The sequence below is a fragment of the Rhodococcus sp. 2G genome (assembly GCF_001886355.1).
GTDB classification, from domain to species: domain Bacteria; phylum Actinomycetota; class Actinomycetes; order Mycobacteriales; family Mycobacteriaceae; genus Rhodococcus; species Rhodococcus pyridinivorans.
Genome location: NZ_CP018063.1, coordinates 5,019,737 through 5,034,105, shown reverse-complemented (window position 1 = coordinate 5,034,105; position 14,369 = coordinate 5,019,737). Strand labels below are relative to the sequence as shown.

Annotated in this window: 16 protein-coding genes; 6 read left to right on the top strand and 10 right to left on the bottom strand. The window is 67.5% G+C overall.

Translation table 11 applies throughout. The features are described 5' to 3' along the window. A complete protein-coding gene (locus BO226_RS23915) occupies positions 1-624 on the bottom strand; it encodes a hypothetical protein (protein WP_041803546.1) in 624 nt (207 codons plus the stop codon). Positions 625-707: 83 nt separating this feature from the next. On the opposite strand from BO226_RS23915, the gene BO226_RS23910 reads away from it, so the two are divergent. Continuing rightward, on the top strand, positions 708-1,313 hold the full coding sequence (locus BO226_RS23910; protein ID WP_071936231.1) for a TetR/AcrR family transcriptional regulator: 606 nt from the start codon (positions 708-710) through the stop codon (positions 1,311-1,313). 6 nt (positions 1,314-1,319) lie between these two features. Here the strand turns inward: BO226_RS23910 and BO226_RS23905 are convergent, their stop codons facing one another. From BO226_RS23905 to BO226_RS23895, 3 genes are read right to left on the bottom strand one after another with little or no spacing between them, the layout of a single operon-like run. Continuing rightward, positions 1,320-2,015 carry a GntR family transcriptional regulator gene (locus BO226_RS23905; protein WP_071936230.1) on the bottom strand — a complete coding sequence of 232 codons (696 nt, stop codon included), beginning with the start codon at positions 2,013-2,015 and terminating at the stop codon, positions 1,320-1,322. Further along, positions 2,002-2,742, bottom strand: coding sequence for a maleate cis-trans isomerase family protein (locus BO226_RS23900; protein ID WP_006550440.1), 741 nt, complete (start codon positions 2,740-2,742; stop codon positions 2,002-2,004). Before BO226_RS23900 ends, BO226_RS23905 begins: the two co-directional genes overlap by 14 nt. Then, positions 2,743-3,483, bottom strand: coding sequence for a maleate cis-trans isomerase family protein (locus tag BO226_RS23895; RefSeq protein WP_006550441.1), 741 nt, complete (start codon positions 3,481-3,483; stop codon positions 2,743-2,745). A gap of 140 nt (positions 3,484-3,623) precedes the next feature. Between BO226_RS23895 and BO226_RS23890 the strand changes: the two genes are divergently transcribed. Then, entirely contained in the window at positions 3,624-4,538 is a 915-nt protein-coding gene (locus tag BO226_RS23890; protein WP_050993520.1) for a D-2-hydroxyacid dehydrogenase, read from the top strand. A gap of 32 nt (positions 4,539-4,570) precedes the next feature. Continuing rightward, positions 4,571-5,941 (top strand): amidase, encoded by a 1,371-nt coding sequence (locus BO226_RS23885; protein ID WP_071936229.1) that lies wholly within the window; start codon positions 4,571-4,573, stop codon positions 5,939-5,941. Between the two features lie 65 nt (positions 5,942-6,006). Here the strand turns inward: BO226_RS23885 and BO226_RS23880 are convergent, their stop codons facing one another. Next, a complete protein-coding gene (locus BO226_RS23880) occupies positions 6,007-6,501 on the bottom strand; it encodes a DUF3830 family protein (RefSeq protein ID WP_019290153.1) in 495 nt (164 codons plus the stop codon). Between the two features lie 22 nt (positions 6,502-6,523). Next, positions 6,524-7,765, bottom strand: a complete 1,242-nt coding sequence (locus BO226_RS23875) for an aspartate aminotransferase family protein (protein WP_071936228.1) — start codon at positions 7,763-7,765, stop codon at positions 6,524-6,526. Positions 7,766-7,946: 181 nt separating this feature from the next. On the opposite strand from BO226_RS23875, the gene BO226_RS27365 reads away from it, so the two are divergent. After that, complete coding sequence (locus BO226_RS27365) at positions 7,947-8,945, top strand: PRC-barrel domain-containing protein (protein WP_156895319.1); 999 nt, start codon at positions 7,947-7,949, stop codon at positions 8,943-8,945. A 90-nt stretch (positions 8,946-9,035) separates the two neighbouring features. Here the strand turns inward: BO226_RS27365 and hsaB are convergent, their stop codons facing one another. From hsaB to hsaA, 4 genes are read right to left on the bottom strand one after another with little or no spacing between them, the layout of a single operon-like run. Further along, on the bottom strand, positions 9,036-9,623 hold the full coding sequence (gene hsaB, locus BO226_RS23865; RefSeq protein ID WP_071936227.1) for a 3-hydroxy-9,10-secoandrosta-1,3,5(10)-triene-9,17-dione monooxygenase reductase subunit: 588 nt from the start codon (positions 9,621-9,623) through the stop codon (positions 9,036-9,038). After that, on the bottom strand, positions 9,623-10,522 hold the full coding sequence (gene hsaC, locus BO226_RS23860) for an iron-dependent extradiol dioxygenase HsaC (protein WP_071936226.1): 900 nt from the start codon (positions 10,520-10,522) through the stop codon (positions 9,623-9,625). The genes hsaB and hsaC overlap by 1 nt, the downstream gene beginning before the upstream one ends. After that, positions 10,523-11,398 (bottom strand): 4,5:9,10-diseco-3-hydroxy-5,9,17-trioxoandrosta-1(10),2-diene-4-oate hydrolase, encoded by an 876-nt coding sequence (gene hsaD, locus BO226_RS23855; RefSeq protein ID WP_006550449.1) that lies wholly within the window; start codon positions 11,396-11,398, stop codon positions 10,523-10,525. It lies immediately after the preceding gene. An 8-nt stretch (positions 11,399-11,406) separates the two neighbouring features. Further along, positions 11,407-12,582: a 3-hydroxy-9,10-secoandrosta-1,3,5(10)-triene-9,17-dione monooxygenase oxygenase subunit gene (gene hsaA, locus BO226_RS23850; protein ID WP_006550450.1), complete on the bottom strand. Its 1,176-nt coding sequence runs from the start codon at positions 12,580-12,582 to the stop codon at positions 11,407-11,409. A gap of 191 nt (positions 12,583-12,773) precedes the next feature. On the opposite strand from hsaA, the gene BO226_RS23845 reads away from it, so the two are divergent. Both BO226_RS23845 and BO226_RS23840 read left to right on the top strand, forming a co-directional pair. Next, positions 12,774-13,922, top strand: a complete 1,149-nt coding sequence (locus BO226_RS23845; protein WP_064851571.1) for a Rieske 2Fe-2S domain-containing protein — start codon at positions 12,774-12,776, stop codon at positions 13,920-13,922. Positions 13,923-13,924: 2 nt separating this feature from the next. Beyond that, a complete protein-coding gene (locus tag BO226_RS23840; RefSeq protein ID WP_071936225.1) occupies positions 13,925-14,287 on the top strand; it encodes a hypothetical protein in 363 nt (120 codons plus the stop codon). The last annotated feature ends 82 nt before the right edge of the window (positions 14,288-14,369 follow it).

The window sequence follows — 14,369 nt, the reverse complement described above, 5'->3', positions numbered from 1 at the left end:
TCAGGAGAGCGCGCCCGAGACGGCGAGGACGATCACCGCGACACCCAGCAGGGTGTCGAGCACACCGCAGAACTCCGCGAGCGAGCGGGCGACCACGGTGTTCCGGCGGAAATGAACGTAGTCCCACGCGGCGTGACCGAGCAGTCCGAGCCCGACGATCACGCCCGCCGGGACGGGGGTGACCGTCACCGCGGCCACCGCGACGGCACCGAAACCCAGCATGGCCACGGCCGACGGCCCGACGAGCATCGCCCGGCCGGCCGGGGTGCGCGCGAGTCCGTAGACGGCGCCGGCGGCACCGAGCGCGACCATCACCACGGTGATCTCGACCGGTACCCCGAACGCGACGACGGCGACCTTGCCGATGCCGATCAGCGCGACGGCGCCGAGGAACAGCGGCCAGGCCGCGCTGCGACGACCCAGCACGGCGGCACCGAGATAGACCAGTGCCGCGCCGGTGAGGATCGCCGGGAAGTCGGTGCCCCCGTCCGCGAGGACGAACGCGGCGAGGGCGACTGCGACGAGGCTCGGCCACCGGCGCAGCACCCCTCGTAGCAGCGCCTTCGGGTCGATGCCGGTCGCAGGTCGATCGATGGGAAGGGTGGTGATGCCGGAGCTCGTCATGAGGATCCGCCTAAGTTGAACAGAGACGTTCGAGTTGGTGATCAGCGTAACCTGAACATCAGTGTTCGACAAGAGGAGGATCCGTGACCACCCACGAGACATCCCGCCGTCCCGTATCGCTTCGAACCAGGAAACGTGCGGACGCCGAGCGGAACATCGAGGCGATCCTCCACGCCGCGCGCATCGCACTCAGTCGTGACCCCGACGCGAGCATCGGGGAGATCGCCAAGGCGGCCGGCGTCGGGCGTGTCACCCTCTACGGCCACTTCCCCACTCGCGCAGAACTCGTCACCGCCGTGGTGCAGCGCGCGCTCGCCGAGGCGGAACAGACCGTGGACCGGATCGACCTCACGGGCGACCCCCGCGACGCCCTTCACCGCCTCATCGCGGGCTCGTGGTCGCTGACCGCCGACGCGGGGGCACTGCTCGCGGCCGCCGAACAAGCACTTCCCGCCGAGGACGTACGCGCCGCACACGACGGCCTGCTTGCCCGCGCGACCGCCCTCATCGAGCGCGGTCGCGCCGAAGGGACGTTCCGCACCGACCTGTCGTCGTCCTGGCTGGCGTCGGTCCTGCACAGCCTGGTCCATTGTGCCGCAACCGAAGTCGCGGCAGGACGGTTGACGTCGGAGGACGCCGGCGGCAACATCGCCGCGACGGCCCTGTCGTCGTTCACCCCTCCCGGCTGAGCCGTATCAGCCGGACGCGATCACGCCGTCGACGTTCTGACGCTCGCGGAGCCGGGTGACCGTGTCGTGCAGGTGCTCGTCGAGCAGACGCCGCACCTCCTCCCGGTCGGCGGTGCGGATCGCCTCCCGCAGCACGACGTGCTCGTCCACCTGCACGTGCAGGTCGGGATAGGTGGTCTGCAACGCGCCGAGGCACATCCGCGTCTCGACGAGCAGCGTGCGGGCTGCCCGCACGAGCCGCGGACTGTCGGCACTGGCCACGAGGATCTCGTGGAAACGCCGGTCGCCGTCCGAGACACCGGTGGCGTCCTCGCGTTCGGCGGCGGTGCGCATCTCCTCGATCGCCGGTTCGAGGGCCTCCCACGTCTGTTCGCGACGGCCCTCCAGCACCAGGTCGAGGGCACCGCCCTCGATGACCCAGCGGCTGCGGTAGATGTCGACGACGTCGTCGAAGGTGAGCTCGGTGACGAAGATGCCCCGGTTGCGGATGCTGTAGAGCAGACCTTCGGACAGCAACCGCTGCATGGCTTCTCGCAGCGGGCCCCGGGAGACCTGGAAGTGCGCCGCGAGTTCGGCCTCCCCCAGCTGTTCCCCGGGACCGAGCGCACCCCGGACGATGGCCGACCGGATCTGTTCGGCGATGAGCTCGGCCGTGGACGGCCGGGTGACAGGACGTAGATCTTCCAGATCACCGAGCACCATGATCGGTATCCTCCTCGAACAGTGAGCCCAGCTCCGGGCATTCCACTGTATATCCGGCCAGTTCCAGTCCGTGCCACACGGTGACCTGGTTGGCGGTCAGCACCGGCTTGCCGGTCTCCTTCCCGAGTTCCCGCATGATCCGCAGCGTGTGCATCGCGGTGTCGGGCACCAGGACCGCCTGTGCGTCGGGATGATCGTTGGTCCTCACGAATTCGAGGACGGCCTCGTCGGTCAGGGTGCCGACCTCGGCGGCGGTGTCGATGCCGGCGTCGGCGAGCGAGACGACCTCGACATCGGCGTCCGCGAGGAAGGCGACGAACAGTTCGGCGACGTCCCGCGGATAACTCGCCGACACGGCCACCCGGCCGACTCCGAGCGCCCGTAGTGCGGCGACGAACGCGATGCTCGTGCTGGTCGTGGGCACGCCTCCCGCGTCCCGGGAGAGCTGCTCGACCTGGGTGCGTGCCCCCTCGGGTCCGTACACGAAGCTGCCCGACGTGCACGCCCACACGAGAGCGTCGAGGGGCTCGTCCGCGAACTGCGCCGCTCCCCCGGCGAGCTTGGCCGGGCTCCCGAGGTCGAGGAGTTCGGGAACGGCGTGCAGATCGGTTCCGTAGATGTGGGCGACGGGCAGATTCACCCCCAGGAGTTCGGCGGCGAACGGGTAGTCGTCCTCGGCGGCATGATCCGGGTAGACGATCCCGATGGTCGGACGGTCACGATGCATTCAGAACACTCCTCTCAACCACTTCCCCGGTCCGGTCATGGGCAGCTTCATCCGTCCCAGGCACGCCCAGATGGTGAGCTGGTTGGCCGTGAGGACCGGCTTGCCGAGTTCCCGTTCGAGCGGCGCGATCAGGTCGTAGGTCGGCAGGTTGGTGCAACTGACGAAGATCGCCTGCGACTCGGGGGTATCGGCCCCGATGATGTGTTCGGCGATGGTGCGGTAGTTGACCTTCCAGATGCCGCCGCCGAGCCCGAGATGCGACGACCGGACGACATCGGTTCCGGCCTCGTTCAGGAAGTCGCGCAGTAGGTCGGTGAGCTCCCGGTCGTAGGGGGTGATCACCGAGATGCGGGTCAGGTCGAGTGCGCGGAGGGCTTCGAGCAGCGCTCCGGAGGTCGTGACCGCGCACGGTGCGCCCGCCCCGCAGATCGCGTCGCACAGGGCCTTCTCGTAGGCCACCCCGTTGACGAAACTGCCCGAGGTACACAGATACGCAACGACTTCCGGTTCCACCGACAGCACGTCGCGGGTCGCGACCATCAGGTGCCGCCGGTCGGAGACCATCTCGGCCATGGCACGGCTGACCGGCACCGGCTCGTAGGGGGTTCGAGCGAGGTGCAGACTGACCTCGAGCGGCGCCCATCGCCACAGTTCTCGTTCCAGAGCGAGATCGAAGGGTGCGATCACACCGATGCCCCGCTGAGCCAGAGGACCTTCGAATTCGGGAATGTTCAGTTCCATACGGTCCCTCGGCTTCGTCAAGAGTTCCCTCAGCCTTGAGGATTGTTGACAATAATACGAGGCGCTCTTACGGTGTCAACGTGGATGCCCAGCCGGTCGTTGCAGTGCTTCATGCCGAAGCCTTGCCGGATCGTGCGTGGATGGCCCCGGTGGCCGAACACGCCACGGTGCGCTACACCGACGCCGCCGGCCTGGCCGACGCACTCGACGGCGCCGACATCCTCTTCGCGTACGACTTCCTCACCGACGCCCTGCCCGCGGCCTGGCACGCCGCGACCTCCTTGAAGTGGATCCATGTCGCCGCGGCCGGGGTCGACGCCCTCATGTTCCCCGACCTGCGCGACAGCGACGTGGTCGTCACCAACTCCCGCGGAGTCTTCGACGGGGCGATCGCCGAATACGTACTCGCCCAGATACTTTCCTTCGCCAAGGACATCCCCGAATCCCTGCGGCTCCAGCGCGAGCACATCTGGAAGCACCGCGAGTCCGAACGCATCGCCGGTCGCTCCGTGCTCGTCGTCGGCACCGGTCCGATCGGCCGCGCGATCGCACGCCTGCTCTCGGCCGTGGGGATGACGGTCCGAGGCTCGGGCCGGCGCCCTCGCGACGACGACCCCGATTTCGGCACCGTCACCACGACCGCGGATCTTCCCGGCGCCCTCGCCGACGCCGATTTCGTCGTCGTGGCCGCGCCTCTCACCGAGCAGACCCGGCACCTGTTCGACGCCCGGATGTTCGCCGCGATGAAGTCGCAGGCCCGCTTCGTCAACGTCGGGCGGGGCGAACTCGTGCGCACCGACGACCTCGTCGAGGCACTGCGGTCGGGCGCCATCGCCGGTGCCGCACTGGATGTGCTCGACGTCGAGCCGCTCCCCGAGGACCATCTGCTCTGGGACATGCCGAACGTCTCGATCACCCCGCACAATTCGGGGGATTTCGTGGGCTGGCGCGATGCGCTGGTGGACGTCTTCATCGACAATTTCCACCGTCACCGCAGTGGCGAACCTCTTCGGAACGTGGTGGACAAGAAGCTGGGTTACGTGCCCGGCGCGTGAGAGTCGGCATCGTCCGACGAGAAGGAGGCACGATGGAGCCCACAGACATGACCGCCGTCGAACTCGTGTCGGCGTTCTCCTCGGGCGAGTTGTCTCCCGTCGAGGTGACACGGGCCGTGCTCGATCGGATCGCGGCGCACGATCGCGAGATCAACTCGTTCTGCCTCGTCGACGAGGAGAAGGCCCTCGACCAGGCACGCCGCTCCGAGGAGCGGTGGCGGACCGGCTATTCGAAGGGTCTGCTCGACGGGGTCCCCATCTCGATCAAGGACGTCTTCCTCACCGACGGATGGCCGACCCTGCGGGGCTCGCAGGCCATCGACGAGAACCAGGACTGGAACGTCGACAGCCCGGTCGCGGCCCGGCTGCGCGAGGACGGAATGGTGCTGGTGGGCAAGACCACCACCCCGGAGATCGCGTGGAAGGCGGTGACCGATTCGGCCCTGTACGGGGTGACCACGAATCCCGTCGATACGACGAAGACCGCCGGTGGCTCGTCCGGTGGCAGCGCGGCGGCTGTCGCGGCCGGCTTCGGTCCGTGCTCCGTCGGCACCGACGGTGGGGGCAGTATCCGCATCCCCGCATCGTTCTGCGGCGTGGTGGGTTTCAAGCCCACTCACGGCCGGATCCCGATCTTCCCCGCCAGCCCGTTCGGGCCGCTCGCGCACGCCGGGCCGATCACCCGGACGGTCGAGGACGCGGCGCTGCTCACCGACATCCTCGCGCTGCCCGATCCCCGGGACCCGACGGCCCTTGCGCCGCCGCTGACGACCTTCCGCGGTGGCCTCAACCGCGAGGTGGTGGGGATGGACGTCGCCTATTCCAAGACCCTCGGCTACGTCGACGTGGACCCCGAGGTCGGTGAGATCGTCGACCGGGCGGTCCGCGTCCTCGACGAAGCCGGGCTGCGCGTGACCGCCGCCGATCCCGGTTTCCCCGATCCGCTCGATGCCTTCGAGAACCTTTGGGCGGCAGGTGCAGCGACGATGCTGAAGACCTTCCCCGAGGGCACGCGCGACAAGGTGGACCCCGGTCTCGGACGCGTGTGGTCCCACGGCGAACAACTCGGTGCCGTGGACTATCTCGAGGCCCGCGCGGTCGCGGCGGCGGTCGGCATCACGATGGGGATCTTCCACCAGAGGTACAACGTGCTGATCACCCCGACGATGCCGATCCCCGCCTTCGAGGCCGGCCACGACGTGCCTCCGGATTCGTCGCTGACCTCGTGGCCGCAGTGGACCCCGTTCACCTATCCCTTCAATCTCACGCAGCAGCCGGCCATCAGCATCCCTGTGGGCACCACCTCGGCGGGTCTGCCCGTGGGTCTGCAGATCGTCGGGCCGCGGCACTCGGACGACCTGCTGCTCGCTGTCGCGCGATTCGCCGAGTACGCGTTGAGCTGAAGAAGAGGTCTGCACGGGAACGGCACCGCACAGTCTGTGCGGTGCCGTTCCCGTGCGGTGCCCGTCTATGCGCGTGCGAAGCTCAGCGTCTCCCCCACGACCCCCTGGATCCACAGGTCGTTGCACGCGACGGCGAGTTCGGGCAGGCCATCCTCGATCGTCGCGAAGACGTTGCCCGGCACCCAGCCCACATCGCCGTTGAGCAACAGATTGTTCCGGCCGTAGAACAACGCGAGATCGGTCGCTCCCTGCTGCGCATGGGCCTGCGAGCCGGGTTCGTAACCGTATGCGGGATTACCGATCTCCCACGGTTCGAAGTCGAACAGGCACACATCCCCCGGGATCGGCGTCACCGTCGGGTTCTCCCGGTGCGGTGCCGCGGTGATCCTCGGGACGAGGGTGTAGAGCTCGTTGCGGGCGTACTTGGCGTGGAACGCCGAACCGCTCTGCGGCAGGGCGTCCCACACCGCCGCGCAGGTGAGCGGCGCCTCGTCGTCGAGAAGCCTTGCTCTGCACGTGATGTCGCGCTTGTCGAGAGTGATCGTGATGTATCGGGCCACGCGGACTCCCTCGTTCGACGGATTATCGGACCTCGGCGAGGACCTCGGACCAGATCCCGAGCGCATCCTCGATCTGCCGGGTGGTGACGATCAGCGGCGGGATCATGCGCACCACGTTCATGTGCGCACCGCAGGTCAACAGCAGCAACCCCTTCTGCGCGGCGAGCTGCTGCGCTGCGGACGCCCGCTCCCGGTCGGGTGCTCCGTCGGTGGTGAACTCGAGGCCCACCATGAGGCCGAGGCCGCGCACGTCGCCGATGGCGTCGATCGTGTTCTCCCGTGCACCGGAGAGCAGTTCACGTCCACGTGCGGCGGCGTTGTCGACGAGCCCCTCCTTCTCGATCACGTCGAGAGTGGCCACGGCCGCCGCGCAGGAGACCGCATTCGCTCCGTACGTGCCGCCCTGCGATCCCGGACGGGCGCGCTCCATGAGTTCCTCGGAGGCGGCGATACCCGACAGCGGGAAACCGCTCGCGAGGCCCTTGGCGATGGTGATGATGTCGGGTCGCACGTCGAAGTGCTGATGCCCGAAGAACTTTCCGGTCCGCCCGAATCCGGTCTGGATCTCGTCGAAGACGAGCAGGATGCCGTGTTCGTCGGCCCGCTGCCGCAGTCCCTGGAAGAACCTGGTGTTGCCGGGGACGTAACCGCCCTCGCCCAGGACCGGTTCGACGACGAAGGCCGCGATCTCGTCCGGCGCCACGAGGGTCGCGAACAGGTAGTCCAGTTCCTGCAGGGCGAAATCGGTCGCTTCCTCCTCCGACCAGCCGTAGCGATAGGCCGTGGGGAAGGGAGCAACGTGCACACCGCCCATGAGCGGCGAGAACCCTGCGGAGAAACGGGTTCCGGAGGTGGTCATCGTGGCGGCGGCGACGGTACGGCCGTGGAAACCGCCGTGGAAGACGACGATTCCGGGTCGCCCTGTCGCCTGGCGGGTCAGACGCAGCGCCGCCTCGACTGCCTCGCTGCCCGAATTGGCGAAGAACAGCGAGTCGAGTCCTTCGGGGAGCACCGTGCCCAGGCGTTCGGTGAGTTCGAGCAGGGGCCGGTGCATCACGGTCGTGTACTGCCCGTGGATGAGCGAGCCGATCTGCCGGCGGGCGGCCTCGACGACGTGCGGGTGACAGTGGCCGGTACTCGTGACGCCGATGCCGGCGGTGAAGTCGAGATACCGACGTCCGTCGGTGCCGTGGATGTAGCACCCCTCGGCGTGGTCGACGGTGACGGGCGTCGCCTGCAGCAGGCGGGGTGAAAGACGGGTCATGACGATCCCTCCGAACAGCCGAGGGCGCGAACCCTCGTGCCGGTTGTCGGATTGTTGACAATATGGATAACACGCGGGGATGGTCGACGCAACGGCGAACGGTGTAACGGCAGCGTTTCGTCACTCGCACCGGAGGGCATCCGCACAGCAGGAAGCCGCATCGCCCACGGATGAGGACATCATGATCAGCAACGACGACATCGACACCCTCGCTCGCGCCACCGCGTACGGGCCGGACGGTGACAAGCTCGGACGCGTCGGAGAGGTCTACCTGGACAACGACACGGGCCGACCCGCCTGGATCACCGTCGTCACGGGTCTGTTCGGAACGCGCCGGCACTTCGCCCCGATCGACGAAGCCGTGCTCGACAGCACCGGAGTGCGCCTGCCCTTCGACAAGGACACGATCACCGGCGCCCCGAACATCGACGAGAACGGTGAGCTGACCCCGCTCGAGGAGGACGAGCTGTACCGCTACTACCGCCGGTTCGGGGACACCCCTGCAGGGGGTGGATCCACCGGCGATCAGGGCGGATTCACGGACGATCGGGCCGGGTTCACCGACGACCGCAGCGGCCTCGGCGAGCGGAGCGCAGCCGGTGGTGGCCTCGTCGGTGGCGCGGCCGGCGGACCGGGAGGCACCGGGACGCCGCACACCGGCGAGACGTACGGCACCACCACATCGGCGGGAACCGGGCCCTCACCGACACCGCCCGACGTCGCGCGTGAGGAGATCGCCGGCAACTACCGGCCGAGCGAGGGCCAGCGGGACGAATCGCTCGAGCACTCGATGCCGGGGCATACCGCGTCGACGCCGTCCACACCGTCCGGGACCGCGGACTCGTCCACACCGTCCGGGACCGCGGACTCGTCCACACCGTCCGGGACCGCGGACTCGGCGGCGGACACCGCCCGCCACGCAGCTCCCGGCAGCGGCAGCGGCAGCGGCAGCGGCAGCGGCAGCGGCAGCGATCAGGAGATCGTCGGTCCGGGACCGACGGGGCCGGCGCACTTCACGCCGCCGCCGTCGGCCGACACGAGCACGGCCGATGCGAAGACGGACACGGCAGGCGGCGAGGACGCCGACCGGCCGCGCAAGCCGCGCCTGGTGCGCCGCGTCGTGACCACGGAGTACTACGAGGAGGAACCGGACGACGCGACCGGCGCCGGCCGTTCCTGATCCACACACGAAGCCGGGACGACCACAATCGATGTGGTCGTCCCGGCTTCGTCGTGCGGTACCACGTGTCGCGCGGTACGGTCCTGCGATCTACAACCAGGTGTCCTCCGTGACGGAGGTGAGGAACGCTTCGAGGTCTTCGCGCCAGGGCGCCGGCGTCGTCTTCTCCGGTTCGATCCCGGTGTACTGCCCGCGGTAGAAGAGCAGCGGGCGTTCCTTCTCGTCGCGCACCTCGCTCAGCGACGACACGCGACCGAAGACCACCCAGTGGTCTCCCCCGTCGTGCACCGTCTCGACCGTGCAATCGATGTGCGCAAGCGAGCCCGTCAGGACGGGTGAGCCCAACGGGGACGGCGTCCAGTCGAGTCCGGCGAACTTGTCGGGTTCGCGAGAACCGAACCGCGCGCAGGTCTCCTGCTGTTCCTCGGCAAGGACGTTGACGCAGAAGCGGCCCGCTCGTTCGATGGCCGCCCACGACCGCGACTGCTTCGTGGGGCAGAACAACACCAGCGGCGGGTCGAGCGACAACGCTGCGAACGACTGGCACGCGAATCCTACGGGCGTTCCGTCGTCCTCGGTGGTGGTGATGACGGTGACGCCGGTGCAGAACTGCCCGAGCACGGTGCGGAAGGCCCGTGGGTCGATCGCACCGTTCTCTCCGGCCTCCGGCGCGGTCATTACTGCATTCCCACCGAGAAGTCGTGGCCCCACAGGCTCACGGCCGTGGATTCACGGGCGATCCAGTCGTCGTCCTCGACCTGCAGCCCCTCGCAACCGAATTCGACGTCGAATCCGCCGGGGGTCTTCATGTAGAAGGACAGCATCTTGTCGTTGACGTGGCGACCGAGCGTCGCCGACATCTTGACCTTCTTCCGCAGTGCGCGGTCGAGGGCGAGACCGACGTCGTCGGAGTTCTCCACCTCGATCATCAGGTGCACGATACCCGACGGGGTGGGGATGGGCAGGAAGGCGAGGCTGTGATGGCGCGGATTGCATCCGAAGAACCTCAGCCAGGCCGGTTTTCCGTCGGCGGGCCGGCCGACCATCTGCGGAGGCATCCGCATCGAATCACGCAGGCGGAAACCGAGCACGTCGCGGTAGAAGCGCAGCGATTCCTCGTCGTCGCGGGTCGAGAGCACCACGTGCCCGAGACCCTGCTCGCCGGTGACGAACTTGTGCCCGTACGGGCTGACGACGCGGCGGTGTTCGAGGGCGGCACCGTGGAACGCCTCGAGGGTGTTGCCCGACGGATCCTGGAAGACGATCAGTTCGTCGACGCGACGATCGGCGAGTTGCTCGGCGGTGCCCTCCTTGAACGGGACGCCTGCCGCGGACAGACTGTCGCGAACCGACTGGAGATCGGCGGCGTTCGCGGTCTCCCAGCCCGAGACGAGCAGCGTGTCGGATTCGTGCGGCTCGATGACGAGCCGGGCCGGGAAGTCGTCCATCCGCAGGTACAACGCGGCGGCGTGGGTGCCCTTGCCCTCGATCATGCCGAGGACCTTGAGTCCGTACTCGCGCCAGGCCGGGACGTCGGTGGCGCCGATCCGGAGATATGCCAGCGACCGGATACTCATCTATTCGACTCCGTCCGTGAGGAAATCCGCTGTCAGGCGGTTGAATTCGTCGAACTTCTCGAGCTGGGCCCAGTGGCCGCATCCACCGAACACGTGCAACTGTGCACGCGGGATCATCTTCAGCGCGACGAGTGCACCGTCGAGCGGGTTGACGCGGTCCTCGCGACCCCAGATCAGCAGTACCCGCTGACGGAGTTTGTAGGCGTCGCGCCAGAGCATCCCCTTCTCGAATTCGGCGCTGGAGAACGACTTCCCCATCGCCTTCGCCGCAGCGAGCGACTCGGGGGTGCTCGCCGACGCGAACCGCTCCTCGACGAGCTCGGGGGTGATCAGCGACTGGTCGAACACCATGATCCGCAGGAACGCCTCGAGATTTTCGCGGGTGGGCTCGTACGAGAACCGGCCGAGATTCTTGACGCCCTCGGTGGGGTCGGGTGCGAACAGGTTGACGCTCAGCCCACCCGGCCCCATGAGGACGAGCCGTCCGGCGCGTTCGGGGTAGTCGAGCGCGAACCGCACGGCGGCACCACCACCGAGCGAGTTGCCGAGGAGGTGGACGCGGTCGGTGATCCCGAGCGTGTCGAGCAGGTCCTTCAGCGCGGACGCGCTGTGCACGAAGTACTGCGGATGCTCGGTCGGCTTGTCGGACCTGCCGTAGCCGGGCTGGTCGACGGCGAGCACGTGGAACCGTTGTGCCAGCACCGGAATGTTCCTGGCGAAGTTCGACCACGACGACGCGCCCGGGCCACCGCCGTGGAGCAGGACGATCGTGGTGTCGTTGCCGACGCCGGCCTCGTGGTAGTGCAGGCGAAGGTCGTCGCGGACCTGCGCGAAACGGGAGGTCGACTCGTAGGTGATCTCGTCGATTGCGGTCACATCCACCCCTAGACCATCGTGTCGGTGATCGGCAGGCCGAATTCGGCGGCACCGAACATCACGTAGGCGCGTTCGGCGTCGTTGGCGGCGTGCACACGACCGGCGTGCGCGTCGCGCCAGAAACGCTGGATGGGTGTGCCGTCCGCGAGTGCGGTGGCACCCGAGTTCTCGAAGAGACGGTCGATCGACGTGATTGCACGGCCGGTCGCGCGGACCTGGTCGCGACGCGCCCGCAGGCGCAGTTCCATCGGAACCTCCTCGCCGGCGAGGAGGTGGGCGTACTCGTCGGCGACGTTGCCCGACAGCTGACGCCAGGCCGCGTCGATGTCGCTCGAGGCCTCGGCGATGCGCACCTTGGCGAACGGATCGTCCTTGGCCTTCTCGCCGGCGTACGCCGCACGGACCCGCTTGCCCTGGTGTTCGACGTGGGCCTCGTACGCGCCGTAGGCCATGCCGACGATGGGCGTCGAGATGGTCGTGGGATGGATGGTGCCCCACGGCATCTTGTAGACGGGTGCGGTGTTGCGCTCGAGCCCGGGCGAGGCGAGGTCGTTCATGGCCTTGAAGCTGAGGAAGCGGTGGCGCGGGACGAAGACGTCCTTCACCTTGATCGTGTTGGATCCGGTGCCGCGCAGGCCGACCACGTGCCACACGTCGTCGATCTCGTACTCGGAACGAGGGATCAGGAAGCTGCCGAAGTCGACGGGGCGGCCGTCCTTGATGACCGGGCCACCGACGACGACCCAGCTCGCGTGGTCGCATCCGGACGACCAGGCCCACGCACCGTTGACCTTGTATCCGCCGTCGACGACCTCACCGGCACCCATGGGCGCGTAGGACGAGGAGATGCGGACGTCGGTGTCGTCGCCCCAGACCTCTTCCTGGGCCTGCTGGTCGAAGAGTGCGAGGTGCCAGTTGTGGACGCCGATGATCCCGGAGACCCATCCGGTCGAGCCGCACGCGCTCGCGATGTTGCGCACCGCGGTGAAGAAGGTGACGGGATCGGCCTCGTATCCACCCCACTGGGCCGGTTGCAGAAGTTTGAAGAAGCCGGCCTCCTGGAGTTCCTTGATCGAGTCGTCGGGCACCCGGCGCAGATTCTCGGCCTCCTGCGCACGTTCTCGCAGCGTGGGCAGCAGAGCGTCGATCCGCTGCAGTACCTCGTGGCTGTCGTGGTCACCCACTGGACGCTCCCGTCTGTTCAGGAATTGATCGCTTGTACCGAGACTAGAACATGTTCTTATTCGTGTCGAGACGCGCCGCACCCGCAGGTAGACAATCCCTATGGCGGGACCAAAGCCCCCGAACCCTTCCCCTCGGGACGCGACTTCTATAACGTGTTCTAGAAGAGATTTCCGGAAGGAAGTGAGCGGACATGGCACAGATTCGCGAGATCGACGTCGGAGAGGTCCGGACGCGTTTCGCGCGAGGCTGGCACTGCCTCGGCCTCAGTCGCACGTTCAAGGACGGCAAGCCTCACGCCGTCGAGGCCTTCGGCACGAAACTCGTGGTGTGGGCCGACAGCAACGGCGACGCGAAGGTGCTCGACGCGTACTGCCGCCACATGGGCGGCGACCTGTCACAGGGCGAGATCAAGGGCGATTCGGTTGCGTGCCCGTTCCACGACTGGCGCTGGGGCGGCAACGGCAAGTGCACGGACATCCCGTACGCCAAGCGTGTTCCCCCGCTGGCCCGCACCCGTTCGTGGATCACGATGGAGAAGCACGGCCAGCTGTTCGTGTGGAACGACCCCGAGGGCAACACCCCGCCTCCGGAGGTCACCATCCCCGAGATCGAGCAGTACGGCTCGGACGAGTGGACGGACTGGACCTGGAACCAGATCCGGATCGAAGGTTCCAACTGTCGCGAGATCATCGACAACGTCGTCGACATGGCGCACTTCTTCTACATCCACTACGCCTTCCCCACGTTCTTCAAGAACGTCTTCGAGGGGCACATCGCGGAGCAGTACCTCAACACCCGCGGCCGGCCGGACAAGGGTATGGCGACGCAGTACGGGCTGGAGTCGACGCTCGAGTCGTACGCGGCCTATTACGGCCCCTCCTACATGATCAATCCGCTGAAGAACAACTACGGTGGGTACCAGACCGAATCCGTGCTGATCAACTGCCACTACCCGATCACGCACGATTCGTTCATGCTGCAGTACGGCATCATCGTCAAGAAGCCGCAGGGCATGTCACCCGAGCAGTCGGACGTGCTGGCCGCCAAGCTCACCGAGGGTGTCGGCGAGGGCTTCCTGCAGGACGTCGAGATCTGGAAGAACAAGACAAAGATCGACAATCCCCTGCTGTGCGATGAGGACGGTCCGGTCTACCAGCTCCGCCGCTGGTACGAGCAGTTCTACGTCGACGTCGCCGACGTGACGGAGAAGATGACGGGCCGCTTCGAGTTCGAGGTCGACACCGCCAAGGCCAACGAGGTCTGGGAGAAGGAGGTCGCCGAGAATCTCGAGCGTAAGAAGCGCGAGGAAGAACAGGGCAAGCAGGAAGCGGAGGTGTGACGATGAGTGCCTCGACCCGGCGGAGCAGATGGGCGAAGTCCCCGGACTTCTCCCAGTGGCCCGAGCGGGCCGAGGCCGTCGCCGCCCAGACCGCGATCGACAAGATCAACTATCTGGATTCGGGTCAGCACGAGGTGCAGTGCCGCGAGTGCGGCACCTGCGTGCTGGTGCGCAAGAACAGCCTGTCGCACACGAGCGTGCAGTGGCAGGAGGATCCGGACACCGTGTGCCCGACCTTCCGCGCGACCGCCTCGCTCCGAGGCTCGTCCATCACACCGCGCGAAGGGTGTCCGCGGCTCCGGGAGAGCATCGACCGAGCCGTGCTCGACGGCACCCTTCCCGTACCGGACGGATCACCCACCTGACCGATTCCGACCCCGATCGACCCCGCGACGGCACCGTCCCTATCCTCAAACTTTCGTCTGGCTAGGCTGACCTGCGGATAAG